This is a genomic window from Streptomyces tamarix (assembly GCF_032423885.1).
GTDB classification, from domain to species: Bacteria; Actinomycetota; Actinomycetes; order Streptomycetales; family Streptomycetaceae; genus Streptomyces; species Streptomyces tamarix.
Window position 1 is genome coordinate 1 of sequence record NZ_JAWCTQ010000002.1, and the last position, 15,005, is coordinate 15,005.

A 15,005-nucleotide genomic window follows, 5' to 3' on the forward strand; every position below is an offset into this window, starting at 1 on the left:
CGTGAACCTTAGCGAATCCGTGGGCCCGACGCTAATCGGGCTCCCGCTCTCTCAAGCGAGGATTCCTCATTTCGCAAAAGCGCACGTAAAGCGGCGCGACAGTGCGTCGCTCGCTGGAAGTGGTTCTTGCGGAATGGCTGTCCGGGGACCGACCGGAGTCGGCGCTCACGTCGGACAACTCGGAGAACACTACGCATCAGGCAAACCAGTGTCAACCCAGGCCCCTACCCCGTTACGGTGGAACCATGACAGCGCATGCGCACAGCCTTCTGTGGTGGGCCGCCTGACGGCGGCCGCGCACTGACGCATGCACACGACGGCCGCCGCCCCGGCGGCCGTTCGCGTTTCCCCCTCCGGGAGGAACGGCCGCGGGGAGCGGTGGTTCCGACCAGGAGTGAGAGGGACAGGGACATGACGCGGATCTTCAGCGGGGTCAAGCCGACCGGGCACCTGACACTGGGCAACTACATCGGGGCCGTGCGGAAGTGGGTCGAGGAGGACCAGTACCGGGCGGACGCCCTGTTCTCCGTCGTCGACCTGCACGCCCTGACCGTGGAGCACGACCCGGCACGGGTGCGGCGGCTCAGCCGGCAGGTGGCGACGCTGCTCCTCGCGGCGGGGCTCGATCCGGAGCGCTGCGTCCTCTTCGTGCAGAGCCACGTCGACGAGCACGCGCGGCTGTCGTACCTGCTGGAGTGCACGGCCACCGACGGGGAGATGCGGCGCATGATCCAGTACCGGGAGAAGGCGGCGCGGGAGCGGGGACGGGGCGGGAGCGTGCGGCTGTCGCTGCTGACGTACCCGGTGCTGATGGCGGCGGACATCCTCGCGTACGAGGCGGACGAGGTGCCCGTGGGCGACGACCAGGTGCAGCACGTGGAGCTGACGCGGGACCTGGCGGTGCGGTTCAACCAACGGTACGGGCACACGTTCACCGTGCCGAAGGCCACGCACCCGGCGGTCGGGGCGCGGGTCATGAACCTCCAGGACCCCACGGCCAAGATGGGGAAGTCGGACGACGACGGGCCCGGTGTCGTCCATCTGCTCGACGAGCCGGACGTGGTGCGGCGGAAGGTGATGCGGGCCGTCACCGACAGCGGGCGGGACGTCGTGTACGACCGGGAGGGGCGGCCGGGCCTGGCGAACCTGCTGGAGGTGCTCGCCGCCTGTACGGGCGCGGACGACCCGGCGGGGCCGGCGGAGGGCTACGCCTCGTACGGGGCGCTGAAGCAGGACGTCGCCGACGCCGTGGTGGAGCTGCTGCGGCCGTTGCGGGCGCGGCACGCGGAGCTGGCCGCCGACCCGGCGTACGTGGACGGGGTGCTGCGGGAGGGGGCGAGCCGGGCGCGGGCGATGGCGCGGCCGGTGGTGGACCGGGCCTACCGGGCCGTGGGGCTGCTGCCGGCCGTCTGACGGAACGCGGCGCGGTAGTCGCGCGGGCTGGTGGCGAGGTGGGCCGCGAAGTGCTGGCGCATGGTGACCTCGCTGCCGAAGCCCGCGCGGCGGGCCACCTCGGGCAGGGGGTGGTCGGTGCGTTCGAGGAGCTTCTGGGCGGCGGCGACGCGCTGGGCGGTGAGCCACCGGAGGGGGGTGGTGCCGGTGGTGGCCCGGAAGTGGCGGGCGAACGTGCGCGGGGACATGCCGGCGCGGGCGGCGAGGGACGCGACGGTGTGCGGTTGGCCGAGGTGGGCGAGGGCGTGGGCGCGTACGGCGGCGAGGGCGTCGGCGTCGCGGTCGGCGCGCGGGGTGGGGTGCTCGATGAACTGGGCCTGCGTGCCGGTGCGGAACGGGGCGGTGACCATGGCGCGGGCGATGGTCGCGGCGGTCTCGGCGCCGTGGGCGGTGCGGACGAGGTGGAGGCACAGGTCGACGCCGGCGGCGGTGCCGGCCGACGTCCACAGGCCGCCGTCCTCGATGAACAGGGCGTTCGGTTCGACCGTGACGGCGGGGTGGCGTTCCCGGAGGCGGTCGGCGACGTACCAGTGGGTGACGGCGCGGCGGCCGTCGAGAAGGCCGGCGCGGGCGAGGGCGAACGCGCCGGCGCACAGGGCGGCGACGGGGGTGCCCGCGTGGTGGGCGCGGCGGAGGGCGTCGAGGACGGGGGCGGCGATGTCGACGTCGGGGTCGGTGAGGCCGGGGACGATGACGAGGTCGGCCTCGTCGAGCCAGGCGAGGGGACGGTCCGGGGTGAGGGCGAGGCCCCCGCGGAGGGGGATGGGGGTGCCCGGGTCGGCGGCGGCGCGCCGCAGTTCGAACGGGGGGACGCCGCGGTCGGTGCGGTCGACGCCCCAGACCTCGGTGATGACGGAGACGTCGAAGGGGCGTACGCCGGGGAAGGCGAGCATCGCCACGCGGTGCACGGTCATGGGGGCAGGATGCCATCGGGGTGGCGGCAATCCATCGATGGGCGGCGTTTCCGCCACTGGTGGGGCGTGGTGCGGCGGCCGGAGGATTCCGGCATGGAACTGAACGGGAATGCCGAGGTCGCTGCGAACGCCGCGCTGGTCGTGGTGGACGTGCAGAAGGGGTTCGCGGACCCGTCCTGGGGGCGGCGGAACAATCCGGCGGCGGAGGGGAACATCGCCGCGCTGATCGACGTGTGGCAGGGGTCGGGGCGGCCGGTCGTGTTCGTACGGCACGACTCGACGGGTCCGCGGTCGCCGCTGCGGCCGGGGCAGCCGGGGAACGGCTTCCAGGACGTGGTGGAGGAGCGGCGGGGGAAGGGCGCCGGGCCCGAGCTGCTGGTGGTGAAGTCGGTGAACTCGGCGTTCTACGGGGAGCCGGACCTGGACGCGTGGCTGCGGGGCACCGGGGTGCGGCAGGTCGTGGTCGTGGGCGTCCAGACGAACATGTGCAACGAGACGACGGCCCGGATGGCCGGGAACCTCGGGTACGAGGTGCTGTTCCCGCTGGACGCGATGCACACGTTCGACGGGACCGGGCCGTTCGGCTGGACGCTGACCGCGGACGAGCTGTCGCGGGCGACGGCGGTGTCGCTGCACGGGGGCGGGTTCGCGACGGTCGTGACGACGGCGGACGTGCTGCGGGGCGGCCGGGGCGGGGGCGGCCGGGGCGGTGTGACCCCGGCCGCGGGGCTCCGGGTCAGCCGTTGCCGGAGGCCAGTTCGCGGCTGCGGTCGCGGGCGGCCTCCAGGGCGGCGATGAGGGCGGCCCGTACGCCGTGGTTCTCCAGTTCGCGGATGGCGCTGATGGTCGTGCCGGCGGGGGACGTGACGGCCTCGCGGAGCTTGACCGGGTGCTCGCCGCTGTCGCGGAGCATCACGGCGGCGCCGATGGCGGCCTGGACGATGAGGTCGTGGGCCTGGGCGCGGGGCAGGCCGAGGAGGATGCCCGCGTCGGTCATGGCCTCGACGAGGAAGTAGAAGTACGCCGGTCCGGAGCCGGACAGGGCCGTCGCGGCGTCCTGCTGGGACTCGGGGACGCGGAGGGTCTTGCCGACGCCGCCGAAGATCTCCTCGGTGTGGGCGAGGTGCGCGCCGGTGGCGTGGGTGCCGGCGGAGATGACGGACATGCCCTCGTCTACGAGGACGGGGGTGTTCGGCATGACCCGGACGACCGGGGTGTCGGGGGCGAGGCGCTCCTCGATGAAGGCCGTGGTGATGCCGGCGGCGGCGCTGATGACGAGGTGGTCGCGGGTGACCTGGTGGGAGAGCTCGTCGAGGAGCCGGCCCATGTCCTGGGGCTTCACGGCGAGGATGAGGGTGTCGGCGCGCTTGGCGGCGTCGGCGTTGCCGACGGCTTCGACGCCGTAGCGGGCGCTGAGCTCCTCGGCGCGCTCGGGGCGGCGGGTGGTGACGAGGAGGTGGGCGGTGGGCCAACCGGCCCGGATCATGCCGCTGAGGAGGGCCTCGCCGATCTTTCCGGTGCCGAGGACCGCGACTGTCTGGGTCATTTCTCTGCTCACCTCGCCGTGGGGTACGTGCCTGGGGGCCATCCTTCCACCGGGGCGGGGGGTGGCGTCGCGGCTGTCCGAAGGACGGTACGGGTGCGGGCGGGGCGTACGGCCGGGGCGGGTCAGGGCGCACGGCCGCGGGCGGGTCAGGGGGTGCGGCCGGGGCGGGTCAGGGGGTGCGGCGGCGGAGGGTGGCGGCGCCGAGGGCGAGGACGAGGAGGGCGCAGGCGGCGACGACCAGGACGTCGCGGAGGAAGGCGCCGGTGACCTCGGCGTGGTGGAGGACCTCGTTCATGCCGTCGACGGCGTAGGACATGGGCAGCACGTCCGAGACGGCCTCCAGGGCGGGGTGCATCCTGTCGCGCGGTGCGAACAGGCCGCACAGGAGCAACTGCGGGAAGACCACGGCCGGCATGAACTGGACGGCCTGGAACTCGGACGCGGCGAACGCGGAGACGAAGAGGCCGAGCGCGGTGCCGAGGAGCGCGTCGAGCAGGGCGACGAGGAGCAGCAGCCAGGGCGAGCCGGCCACGTCGAGGCCGAGGACCCACAGGGCGACGGCGGTGGCGAGGGCCGACTGGACGGCGGCGAGCAGGCCGAAGGCGAGGGCGTAGCCGGCGATGAGGTCGGCCTTGCCGAGGGGCATGGCGAGGAGCCGTTCGAGGGTGCCCGAGGTGCGTTCGCGCAGGGTGGCGATGGACGTCACCAGGAACATCGTGATCAGCGGGAAGATGCCGAGCAGGGACGCGCCGATGCCGTCGAACACGCTCGGGCCGCCGTCGAAGACGTACCGGAGCAGCGTGATCATCAGTACCGGGACGAGGAGCATCAGGGCGATGGTGCGCGGGTCGTGGCGCAACTGGCGCAGGACGCGGGCGGCGGTGGCCAGGGTGCGGGATCCGTTCACGGCCGGTCCTCGGGTGGGGTGCGGGTGGTGGCGGCCCTGGCGGCGGCGGTGTCGACCAGGTGGAGGAAGGCGTCCTCGACGGTGGCGGTGCCGTGGCGGCGGCGCAGTTCCCCGGGGGTGCCGTCGGCGAGGAGTTCGCCCTCGCGCAGGAGGAGGAGGCGGTGGCAGCGCTCGGCCTCGTCCATGACGTGGGAGGAGACGAGGAGGGCGGTCCCCCGGTCGGCGGCGAGGCGGTGGAAGAGGTCCCACAGGTCGCGGCGGAGGACGGGGTCGAGGCCGACCGTCGGCTCGTCCAGGACGAGGAGGTCCGGGGTGTCGAGGAGGGCGACGGCGAGGGAGGCGCGGCTGCGCTGGCCGCCGGAGAGCCGGCCGGCGAGGGTGTCGGCGCGGTCGGTGAGGTCCACGTCGGCGAGGGCGCGGGCGACGGCCCCGGCGCGGTGGTCGCGGTGGCGGCGGCCGGGGTGGAGGACCTCGGCGAAGTAGGCGAGGTTCTGGCGGACGGTCAGGTCGTCGTAGACGGACGGGGCCTGGGTGACGTAGCCGACGCGGGAGCGGAGGGCGGGGTCGCCGGCGGGGCGGCCGAGGACGTCTAGGACGCCGGTGACCTTGGCCTGGGTGCCGGTGACGGCGCGCATGAGGGTGGTCTTCCCGCAGCCGGAGGGGCCGAGGAGGCCGGTGATCCGGCCCGGGGGTACGGAGAAGTCGAGGCCGCGCAGGACGGTGCGGGTTCCCCGGGTGACGGTCAGTCCCCGGGCTTCGACGGCCGCACCGGAGTAATTCACCATGTGATGAATTATGGGTACGGGGGAGAGAGGCGTCAAGGGGGCGCTCGGAGCGGGGCGGGGGACGGGGTGTCCGGGGTGGTGCGGGAAGGGGCTGGCGTAGTACGGGGGCGGGGGTACCCGGCGTCAGCGGCGGGGCCCGGCACGGTACGAGGCGGCGCGGTACGGGGCGGGGACACCCGGCGCAGTACGGGGCGGCGCGGGGACACCCGGCGTCAGCGGCGGGGCGCCAGCGGTAGGAGCGCCCGGAGAGGTGCGGGACGGGGACACCCGGCGCCAACGGCGGGACCCGGCGCGGTACGGGACGGGAAGGCCCGGCGCCAGGAGCGGAGCATCAGCGGCGGGGGCGCTTCTTGCGGGCCGCCGGGTTGCCGGTGCGGGTGGTGCGGCGCTTCTCGTACCGGGCGCGGGCCGCCTCGTACTCGGCGCGGGCGAGCTTCTCGCCGGGGGCCTCAAAGAGGGAGCGGACGAAGTAGGCGAGGAGCGAGCCGACGAAGCCGATCGCCTTCAGGCTGCGCAGGGCGTCCTCGCGGGCCGGGTCGGCCGGGCGGCGGCCGAACCCCTCCCACGTCCGCTGGAACGCGATGGCCGTGCACACCGCGAACATCACGATCACCAGGCCGTTGACGAAGCCGCCGACCCGGGCGATGGCCAGGCCCTCGTACGCGAAGCGCAGGACGAGCGCGCCCGCGACGGCCGCGGCCAGGGAGCCGGCGGCGACACCGGCGCGCCGCAGCCCGTACCCACCGTCGTGGCCGACCCAGGTGGTGCCGAAGAAGCGGAGGGGCTCGGGCCGGGGACCGCCGGACGTGCCCGTGGCGCGGGTCGCGCCGGCGGGGCCGGTGGTGTCGGCGGGGCCGGTCGGGTCCGTGGGGTCGCTCACGGGACGATTATCCCCCGCCGGTCCGGGCCGCCGCCGGGGCGGGCGTCAGGCGCAGCGCACCGTCACGTACCCGTCGGTCCCGGTCCGGACGTACGCGTCCGACACGTACTGGCCGTTGGCGATGTTGTCCCAGAGGTTCGACGTGCCGTACGGGCCCGAGACCCACGTGCCCGGCGACTGGCAGTTGATCGGCACGTTCACGCCTTCCGGCAGGACCTTCACGATGCCGTACTGCGTGCCCGGACCGCTGCGGACGTTGAGCCGGACCCCCGGCGCGACCGGGTAGCGCTTGACCGAGTACGTCTCCATGTGTGCCTCCCCCCGAGGCTCCCGCCGGATGCGGGCGCGTCTGTGGAGGGGAGGCTAACAAGCCACACCGACATCGCACGCATCATCGACTAGGCTCCGTGCGTCGCGCGTGCGCCGGTCGTGCGCCGCGCGTCCGAGCGAGCACACACGGGGGTGGATGATGCCGCCGCTGCGCAGCCCCGGGACCGTACCGGAAGCGGAGCATCCGGAGTACGCCGGCAGGTACCGGCTGGAGGACTGGCTGGGTTCGGGCGGCATGGGGGTCGTCCGACTCGCCGTGTCGGACTCCGGGCTGCGCCTCGCCGTGAAGGTCATCCACGTCGAACACGCGGCGGACCCCGAGTTCAGGGCGCGTTTCCGGCAGGAGATCGAGGCCGCACGGCGGGTCAGCGGGGCGTTCACCGCGCCGGTCGTCGACGCCGACCCGGAAGCCGCGCGACCGTGGATGGCGACCCTGTTCATCGACGGGCCGACCCTGTCGGAACGGGTCAAGCGGAACGGGCCGCTGGACGCGGCGGAGCTGCGCCGGCTCGGCGCCGGGCTCGCGGAGGCGCTGCGCGACATCCACCGGGCCGGGGTCGTCCACCGGGACCTGAAGCCCAGCAACGTCCTGCTCGCGGCGGACGGGCCGAAGGTCATCGACTTCGGCATCTCCCGGCCGAGCGACAGCGACGTGCGCACCGAGACGGGGAAGCTGATCGGCACGCCGCCGTTCATGGCGCCCGAGCAGTTCCAGCGGCCCCGGGACGTGGGGCCGGCGGCGGACGTGTTCGCGATGGGCGCGGTGCTGGTGCACGCGGCGACGGGGCGGGGCCCCTTCGATTCGAACAGCCCGTACGTGGTGGCGTACCAGGTGGTGCACAACGAGCCGGACCTGGCGGGCGTGCCGGAGGAGCTCGCGCCGTTGTTGAGGCGGTGCCTCGCCAAGGACCCGGCACAGCGGCCCACGCCGGAGCAGGTGATGGTCGCCCTGCGCGTGCCGGAGGGGGGCGGGGGCGCCGGCGCGGCCGGGGGTGCGGGCAGGGGTGCCGGTACGGCCGGGGGCATCCGGGTGCCCGAGCAGCGCGGGGCCGGGGACCCGGCGGACGGCAGCCCGGCGGACGGCGACCCGCGGGACGCGCGTACGCCTGCGGGCGGTGGGCGCGGCGGGGCGCGGCGGCTCGGGTGGGTCGCCGTGGCGGTCGCGGTGGCCGGGGCCCTCGTCGGGGGGCTGGTCGCCGTCCGGGGCGCGGACGGCCGGGACGGGGCGCGGGAGGCCGGCCCCGCCGCCGCGGCACGGAGCTTCCGGGCCTGGGCGGTGCCGCTGGGTACGGGGGCCGAGGCGGCGCGGCCGCCGGTGTGCGCCGCCGCGGACGGCGCGCTGTACTGCGCCGCGCCCGGAGTGAAGGCCGCGCGGCTGGGCGCGGCGGACGGGGCGGTGGTCTGGTCGGTGCCGGCCGGGGGGCCGGCCGCGCCGGAGGAGGGGGCCGCCGTGGTGGCGGCCGGGGGGTTGGTGCGGGTGGTGAGCCCCCGTACGGCGGCCGGCGGGGACGCCCGGCTGGAGGCGCTCGACCCCGCGACGGGCGCGGTCCGCTGGGGCGTCGGCCTCGGTGCGTACGCCCAGGTCGTGCACGGCGCCGACACGGTGCTCGTCGTCGACGGGGACGGCCGGGTGCGGGCGCTGGACGGCGCGACGGGCGCCGGTCGGTGGACGGGGCGGCCGGCGGCGCGCGGCGCGCAGTGGGTGGCCGGGGCGGCGGGCGGGCCCGTGTTCGCCGCGGCGGTCGCGGGGAACGGGACGTCGACGCTGGTCAGCGCCGTGGACCCGGTGGACGGCCGGGTGCTGTGGCGCACGCGGGTGCCCGGTTCGCTGACGCCGGTGCAGGCGACGGAGGAGGCGCTGGTGCTGCTCTCCGCCGACAAGGACCTGTACACCGACGCCGTGGTGCGGTTGGACCTGCGGGACCGGGGGGTGCGGCGGGTGGCACTGACGGGGGCGGCCGACCAGGCGCAGGCCGTGGTGGACGGGGAGACCGCGTACGTCGTGGGGTCGGGCGGCGCGCTGGCCGCGGTCGACCTGGGCACCGGGCCCGGGCGGGGCCGGGAGCTGTGGCGGTTGGAGACCGGGGCGGCGCGGGTGTCGCGGCCGGTGGCCGCGGACGGCCGGGTCTTCCTGATGGCCGGCGACGGGCGGCTGCTCGGGGTCGACGCCGGGCGGGGGGTGCTGGTCGGGCAGAGCGGGCCGCGGATGGCCGCCGGGGTCGTGCCGTTACTGGCCGCGCCGGTGGTGTCCGGGGGCAAGGTGTACGGCGGGGCGCCGGACGGGGCGGTGTTCGCGGTGGACCCGGCCGGGTGGTGAGGGCCCGCGGGCCGGTGCCGGGCGCCGCGCGCGGGGCGGCCGACTCCGGTCGGCGCGGTACGGCGGTGCGGGGCACCCGCAGGCCCGCCGCCCCGGGCGCAACGACCCGCCCGGCCGGGGAGGGCCGGTGGCCGGGACCCCGACAGAACGACTCACCGGTCCAGGGGGATCAGCGGCCGGGCCCGGGCAGAACGACCCGCCACACCGGAAGCACCAGCGGACAGGCCCGGAACGGAACGACCCGCCCGACCAGGGAAGACCAGCGGACGGACCCGGGCAGAACGACCGCCACGCCGGAAACGCCAGCGGACACCCCCGGATGGAACGGCCCGCCCGACCAGGGGATCGACGGACGGCCACCGGACGGAACGACCCACCGCACCCGAGACATCAGCGGACGGGGCCCGGGCGGGGCCCCGACCCGGGCCGGCGTTACGGGAGCTTCGTGACGTCGCGGACGGCGCCCTTGTCGGCGCTGGTGGCCATGGCCGCGTAGGCGCGGAGGGCCGCCGAGACCTTGCGCGTACGGTTCTTCGGGGCGTACGCGCCGGCCAGGGCGTCGCGGCGGGCGGACAGCGTCTCGTCGTCGACCAGCAGCTCGATCGTGCGGTTCGGGATGTCGATGCGGATCCGGTCGCCGTCCTCGACCAGCGCGATCGTGCCGCCGGACGCCGCCTCCGGGGAGGCGTGGCCGATGGACAGGCCGGACGTGCCGCCGGAGAAGCGGCCGTCGGTGACCAGCGCGCAGGTCTTGCCGAGGCCGCGGCCCTTCAGGAACGACGTCGGGTAGAGCATCTCCTGCATGCCGGGGCCGCCCTTGGGGCCCTCGTAGCGGATGACGACGACGTCGCCGTCCTTCACCCGCTTGTTGAGGATCTTCTCGACGGCCTCCTCCTGCGACTCGCAGACGACCGCCGGGCCCTCGAACGTCCAGATCGACTCGTCGACGCCGGCCGTCTTCACGACGCACCCGTCGACCGCCAGGTTGCCCTTCAGGACCGCGAGGCCGCCGTCCTTGGAGTAGGCGTGCTCGGCGGAGCGGATGCAGCCGTTCTCGGCGTCGAGGTCCAGGGCCTCCCACCGCTCCGACTGGGAGAACGCCTCCGCGGAGCGCACGCAGCCCGGCGCCGCGTGCCACATCTCGACGGCCTCGGCGGACGGGGAGCCGCCGCGCACGTCCCAGGTCTTCAGCCAGTCCGCCAGGGACGGGCTGTGGACGGCGTGCACGTCCTCGTTGAGCAGGCCCGCGCGGTGCAGCTCGCCCAGCAGGGCGGGGATGCCTCCGGCGCGGTGCACGTCCTCCATGTAGTACGTGCGGTCCTTCGCGACGTTCGGCGCGACCTTCGCCAGGCACGGCACGCGGCGCGAGACGGCGTCGATCTCCTCCAGCCCGAAGGGGACGCCCGCCTCCTGCGCGGCGGCCAGCAGGTGCAGGATCGTGTTGGTGGAGCCGCCCATGGCGATGTCCAGGGCCATCGCGTTCTCGAAGGCGGCGAACGTGGCGACGTTGCGGGGCAGGACCGACTCGTCGTCCTGCTCGTAGTACCGCTTCGTCACCTCGACGACCGTGCGCGCCGCGTTCTCGTACAGGGCGCGGCGGGCCGTGTGCGTGGCGAGGACGGAGCCGTTGCCGGGGAGGGAGAGGCCCATGGCCTCCGTCAGGCAGTTCATCGAGTTGGCGGTGAACATGCCGGAACAGGAGCCGCAGGTCGGACAGGCGTTCTCCTCGATGCGGAGGATGTCCTCGTCGGAGATCTTGTCGTTGGCCGCGTCGGAGATCGCGTCGACCAGGTCGAGCGTGCGGACCGTGCCGTCGACCAGGGTGGCGCGGCCGGACTCCATGGGGCCGCCGGAGACGAAGACCGTCGGGATGTTCAGGCGCAGCGCCGCCATCAGCATGCCGGGGGTGATCTTGTCGCAGTTGGAGATGCAGATCAGGGCGTCCGCGCAGTGCGCCTCGACCATGTACTCGACGGAGTCGGCGATCAGGTCGCGGGACGGCAGCGAGTACAGCATGCCGCCGTGGCCCATCGCGATGCCGTCGTCGACGGCGATCGTGTTGAACTCGCGCGGGATCGCCCCGGCCGCCCTGATGGCGTCGCTGACGATCCGGCCGACGGGCTGGAGGTGCGTGTGGCCGGGGACGAACTCGGTGAAGGAGTTGGCGACGGCGACGATCGGCTTGCGCCCGATGTCCTCGCCCGGTACCCCGGAGGCGCGCATAAGGGCACGGGCGCCCGCCATGTTGCGGCCGTGGGTGACTGTGCGGGACCTCAGCTCGGGCATCGTCGCTCGCTCCTCATCAAAGAGACTGGCTCCTACGAGCGTACGCCGCCCCTCCAGGAAGTGGACAGCTTGTCCGGATAACGGGACACACCGGTCGTCTCCCGGTCACCCGCCCCCGCGCTCCCGGAGTCGGATCACGCCTCGGGCGGGGACCCGCTGGCGGGTCGGGGCACGCCTCGGTCAGGTACCGCTGGAGGCCGGGTCACGCCTCGGTCAGGTACCGCTGGAGGCCGGGTCACGCCTCGGTCAGGTACTGCTGGAGGGTCGGCGCGACCACGGCCACGATCGCCTCCGGCTCCGCCGACGCCAGCGGCTCGACCCGGATGACGTACCGCAGGACCGCGATGCCGATCATGTGCGACGCGGCCAGCTCCGCCCGGAACCGCGGGTCCGGTACGTCGAGCTCCTCCGCGACCCGCTCCAGCACCCGCCGCAGCACGTACCCGCGCAGCACCTTCGCCGCCGCCTCGTGCGTGAGCGCCGAGCGGATCACCGCCAGGAGCGGCGCGCGCGCGGCCGGGTCCTCCCACACGTCGAAGAAGTAGCGGGCCAGCCGCTCCCCCACGCCGGCGGGGCCGGGGCCGACCACGGCCGGGACGACCAGCGCGGGCTCGAAGGAGACCTCGACGGCCGCCGCGAACACCTCGTCCTTCGTGCCGAAGTAGTGGTGGACGAGGGCCGCGTCGACGCCGGCGGCCTTCGCGATGCCGCGCACCGACGTCCTGTCGTAGCCGCGCTCGGCGAACTCGTCGCGGGCCGCCTCCAGGATGCGCTCGCGGGCGCCGGGCCCGTCCGCGCGCTCGGCGGCGGGCGGCCGGCCGCGGCCCCGGCGCGGCGCCGCTGCGCCGGTCACGGGACGCGGGCCGACGACGCCAGGTGCTGCCGGGTGAAGGCCAGCGCCTCGGCGAGGTCCGCCTCCCGCTCGGCGGCGGACATGGCGCGCCGCGTGTTGACCTCGATGACGATGTGCCCGTCGAAGCCGGTGCGGACGAGGTGCTCCAGCAGTTCGGCGCAGGGCTGCGTGCCGCGGCCCGGTACCAGGTGCTCGTCCTTCGCGGAGCCGCGCCCGTCCGCGAGGTGGACGTGGCCCAGCCGGTCACCCATGCGGGACACCATGGCCATCGCGTCCGTGCGGGCGGTCGCCGTGTGGGAGAGGTCGACCGTGTAGTGGCGGTAGTCGTCCTTGGTGACGTCCCACTCGGGGGCGTACGCGAGCATCTCGCGGTCGCGGTACCGCCAGGGGTACATGTTCTCGACGGCGAACCGCACGTCCGTCTCGTTCGCCATCCGCCAGATGCCGGAGACGAAGTCGCGCGCGTACTGCCGCTGCCAGCGGAACGGCGGGTGGACGACGACCGTCGACGCGCCGAGCTTCTCCGCCGCCGCCCGGGCGCGCTGGAGCTTCACCCACGGGTCGGTCGACCAGACGCGCTGGGTGATCAGCAGGCAGGGGGCGTGCACGGCGAGCACGGGCACCTGGTGGTAGTCGGAGAGCCGGCGCAGGGCCTCCAGGTCCTGGCTGACCGGGTCCGTCCACACCATCACCTCGACACCGTCGTAGCCGAGGCGCGCGGCCACCTCGAAGGCCGTCGCCGTCGACTCGGGGTAGACCGAGGCCGTCGAGAGGGCGACCTTCACGCGGGGCGCGCGCGCCCCCGGCCGCTCCGCTTGCTCTACCGCGTCTGCCACGTCTGCCACGAGGAAAAGGGTACGGGCCCGGCCCGTCACCCGGGGAGGTGGTCGAGGCGACGCAGGATGACGCCCTCGCGCAGCGCCCACGGGCAGATCTCCAGCACGTCGACGCCGAGCAGGTCCATCGCCCCCTCCGCGACCAGCGCCCCGGCCAGCAGTTGGGCGGCCCGGCCCTCGGACACGCCGGGCAGGCCGCGGCGCTGCTCGACGGTCATGGCGGCCAGCTTCGGCACCCACGTCTCCAGTGACGAACGACTCAGTACGCGCTGCACGTACAGGCCGTCGCCGGAGCCCGGCGCCCCGGCGATCCGGGCGAGCTGCTTGAACGTCTTGGACGTGGCGACGACGTGGTCGGGCCGGCCGAAGCGGGCGAACTCGCCGACCGTCCGGGCTATCTCCGCCCGCACGTGGCGGCGCAGCGCCCGCACGTCGGCCGGGTCCGGCGGGTCGCCGGGCAGCCAGCCGGCGGTGAGCCGTCCGGCGCCGAGCGGGAGGGAGACGGCCGCGTCGGGCTCCTCGTCGATGCCGTACGCGATCTCCAGGGAGCCGCCGCCGATGTCGAGGAGCAGCAGCTTCCCCGCCGACCAGCCGAACCAGCGGCGGGCGGCGAGGAAGGTGAGCCGGGCCTCCTCCGCCCCGGTGAGGACCTGGAGGTCGACGCCCGTCTCGGCCTTCACGCGCGCGAGGACCGCCTCGGCGTTGGCGGCGTCGCGGACGGCGGAGGTCGCGAAGGGGAGGACCGCCTCGCAGCCCTTCTCCTCGGCGGTGTGGAGGGCGTCCCCGACGATCGTGACGAGCCGGTCGACGCCGGGGGCGCCGATCGCGCCGTCCGCGTCGAGCAGTTCGGCCAGGCGCAGCTCCGCCTTGTGGGAGTGGGCGGGCAGCGGCCGGGCGCCGGGGTGGGCGTCCACGACCAGCAGGTGCACCGTGTTCGAACCGACGTCGAGGACTCCGAGTCTCATGCCAGCACGCTACTGCGAGCGGGGGACGGGCTGCGCCTACGCTGGAGGAGTGCCAAAGACCAAGAAGGCCAAGCCGGGCGAAACGGGATCCGGCAAGAAGCGCGACGCCCCGGCGGCCGGGGCCGGCGTCCCGCACGAGGACCGCGAGGACGACGAGAAGGGCCTGGACTTCCCGCGCGCGTGGGTGGAGTTCCCGGACCCGGCCGACGAGGACCAGGTCTTCCGCTGCGACCTGACGTGGCTGACGTCCCGCTGGACGTGCGTCTTCGGCAGCGGCTGCCAGGGCATCCAGGCGGGCCGCGCCGACGACGGGTGCTGCACGCTCGGCGCGCACTTCTCCGACGAGGACGACGAGAAGCGGGTCGCCGGGCACGTGGCGCGGCTGACGCCGGAGCTGTGGCAGTTCCACGACGTGGGGACGGCGACGGGCTGGGTGCAGCTCGACGAGGACGGCGAGCGGCAGACGCGCCGCTGGAACGGCTCGTGCGTCTTCCAGAACCGTCCCGGCTTCGCGGGCGGCGCGGGGTGCGCGCTGCACATCCTGGCGCTGCGGGAGGGGCGCGAGCCGCTGGAGACGAAGCCGGACGTGTGCTGGCAGCTTCCGGTGCGGCGGACGTACGACTGGATCGAGCGGCCGGACGACACGAAGGTGCTCCAGGTGTCGATCGGCGAGTACGACCGCCGGGGCTGGGGCCCCGGCGGGCACGACCTGCACTGGTGGTGCACCTCCGCCACCTCGGCGCACGGCGCGGGCGAGCCGGTGTACGTGACGTACCGGCCGGAGCTGACGGAGCTGATGGGCCGGGCGGCGTACGACGTGCTGGTGGGGCTGTGCGAGGCGCGGCTGGCGTCCTCGCTGCCGCTGGTGGCCCCGCACCCGGCGGACCCGGTGGCCCCGATCGGACCTACCGGGCCCGCCGGGCCCGTGTCGTAG

At 74.9% G+C, this 15,005-nt stretch carries 13 protein-coding genes and 1 pseudogene; 4 read left to right on the top strand and 10 right to left on the bottom strand.

The window, feature by feature from the left end; translation table 11 throughout:
• Positions 1-411: 411 nt before the first annotated feature.
• Entirely contained in the window at positions 412-1,413 is a 1,002-nt protein-coding gene (trpS, locus tag RND61_RS02060) for a tryptophan--tRNA ligase (RefSeq protein ID WP_315875886.1), read from the top strand.
• On the opposite strand, the gene RND61_RS02065 is transcribed toward trpS, so the two are convergent.
• Positions 1,380-2,366 (bottom strand): GlxA family transcriptional regulator, encoded by a 987-nt coding sequence (locus tag RND61_RS02065; RefSeq protein WP_315875887.1) that lies wholly within the window; start codon positions 2,364-2,366, stop codon positions 1,380-1,382. The two genes, trpS and RND61_RS02065, sit on opposite strands and share 34 nt — an antisense overlap.
• A 93-nt stretch (positions 2,367-2,459) precedes the next feature.
• Between RND61_RS02065 and RND61_RS02070 the strand changes: the two are divergent.
• Positions 2,460-3,050 (top strand): annotated as a pseudogene (locus RND61_RS02070) (isochorismatase family protein); the annotation flags it as partial.
• Positions 3,051-3,102: 52 nt separating this feature from the next.
• On the opposite strand, the gene proC reads toward RND61_RS02070, so the two are convergent.
• The 5 genes from proC to RND61_RS02095 form a co-directional block, all read right to left on the bottom strand.
• Positions 3,103-3,912, bottom strand: coding sequence for a pyrroline-5-carboxylate reductase (gene proC / locus RND61_RS02075; protein ID WP_315875888.1), 810 nt, complete (start codon positions 3,910-3,912; stop codon positions 3,103-3,105).
• A 169-nt stretch (positions 3,913-4,081) separates the two neighbouring features.
• The gene (locus RND61_RS02080; protein ID WP_315875889.1) at positions 4,082-4,819 is read right to left on the bottom strand and encodes an ABC transporter permease; all 738 of its coding nucleotides are present in this window, start codon (positions 4,817-4,819) and stop codon (positions 4,082-4,084) included.
• Positions 4,816-5,604 carry an ABC transporter ATP-binding protein gene (locus RND61_RS02085; RefSeq protein ID WP_315875890.1) on the bottom strand — a complete coding sequence of 263 codons (789 nt, stop codon included), beginning with the start codon at positions 5,602-5,604 and terminating at the stop codon, positions 4,816-4,818. The genes RND61_RS02080 and RND61_RS02085 overlap by 4 nt, the downstream gene beginning before the upstream one ends.
• 331 nt (positions 5,605-5,935) lie before the next feature.
• Positions 5,936-6,484, bottom strand: coding sequence for a hypothetical protein (locus RND61_RS02090; RefSeq protein WP_315875891.1), 549 nt, complete (start codon positions 6,482-6,484; stop codon positions 5,936-5,938).
• A gap of 45 nt (positions 6,485-6,529) precedes the next feature.
• A complete protein-coding gene (locus RND61_RS02095; protein ID WP_315875892.1) occupies positions 6,530-6,793 on the bottom strand; it encodes a peptidase in 264 nt (87 codons plus the stop codon).
• Between the two features lie 160 nt (positions 6,794-6,953).
• On the opposite strand from RND61_RS02095, the gene RND61_RS02100 reads away from it, so the two are divergent.
• Positions 6,954-9,131, top strand: a complete 2,178-nt coding sequence (locus RND61_RS02100; protein ID WP_315876102.1) for a serine/threonine-protein kinase — start codon at positions 6,954-6,956, stop codon at positions 9,129-9,131.
• A gap of 432 nt (positions 9,132-9,563) precedes the next feature.
• On the opposite strand, the gene ilvD is transcribed toward RND61_RS02100, so the two are convergent.
• The 4 genes from ilvD to RND61_RS02120 all read right to left on the bottom strand — a co-directional run bounded on the left by ilvD (position 9,564) and on the right by RND61_RS02120 (position 14,071).
• Positions 9,564-11,417, bottom strand: coding sequence for a dihydroxy-acid dehydratase (ilvD, locus tag RND61_RS02105; protein ID WP_315875894.1), 1,854 nt, complete (start codon positions 11,415-11,417; stop codon positions 9,564-9,566).
• 235 nt (positions 11,418-11,652) lie between these two features.
• The gene (locus tag RND61_RS02110) at positions 11,653-12,270 is read right to left on the bottom strand and encodes a TetR/AcrR family transcriptional regulator (protein ID WP_315875895.1); all 618 of its coding nucleotides are present in this window, start codon (positions 12,268-12,270) and stop codon (positions 11,653-11,655) included.
• Entirely contained in the window at positions 12,267-13,106 is an 840-nt protein-coding gene (locus RND61_RS02115) for a sugar phosphate isomerase/epimerase family protein (protein WP_315876103.1), read from the bottom strand. Before RND61_RS02115 ends, RND61_RS02110 begins: the two co-directional genes overlap by 4 nt.
• 35 nt (positions 13,107-13,141) lie before the next feature.
• Entirely contained in the window at positions 13,142-14,071 is a 930-nt protein-coding gene (locus RND61_RS02120) for a Ppx/GppA phosphatase family protein (RefSeq protein ID WP_315875896.1), read from the bottom strand.
• A 49-nt stretch (positions 14,072-14,120) separates the two neighbouring features.
• On the opposite strand from RND61_RS02120, the gene RND61_RS02125 reads away from it, so the two are divergent.
• Complete coding sequence (locus RND61_RS02125) at positions 14,121-15,005, top strand: hypothetical protein (protein WP_391652688.1); 885 nt, start codon at positions 14,121-14,123, stop codon at positions 15,003-15,005.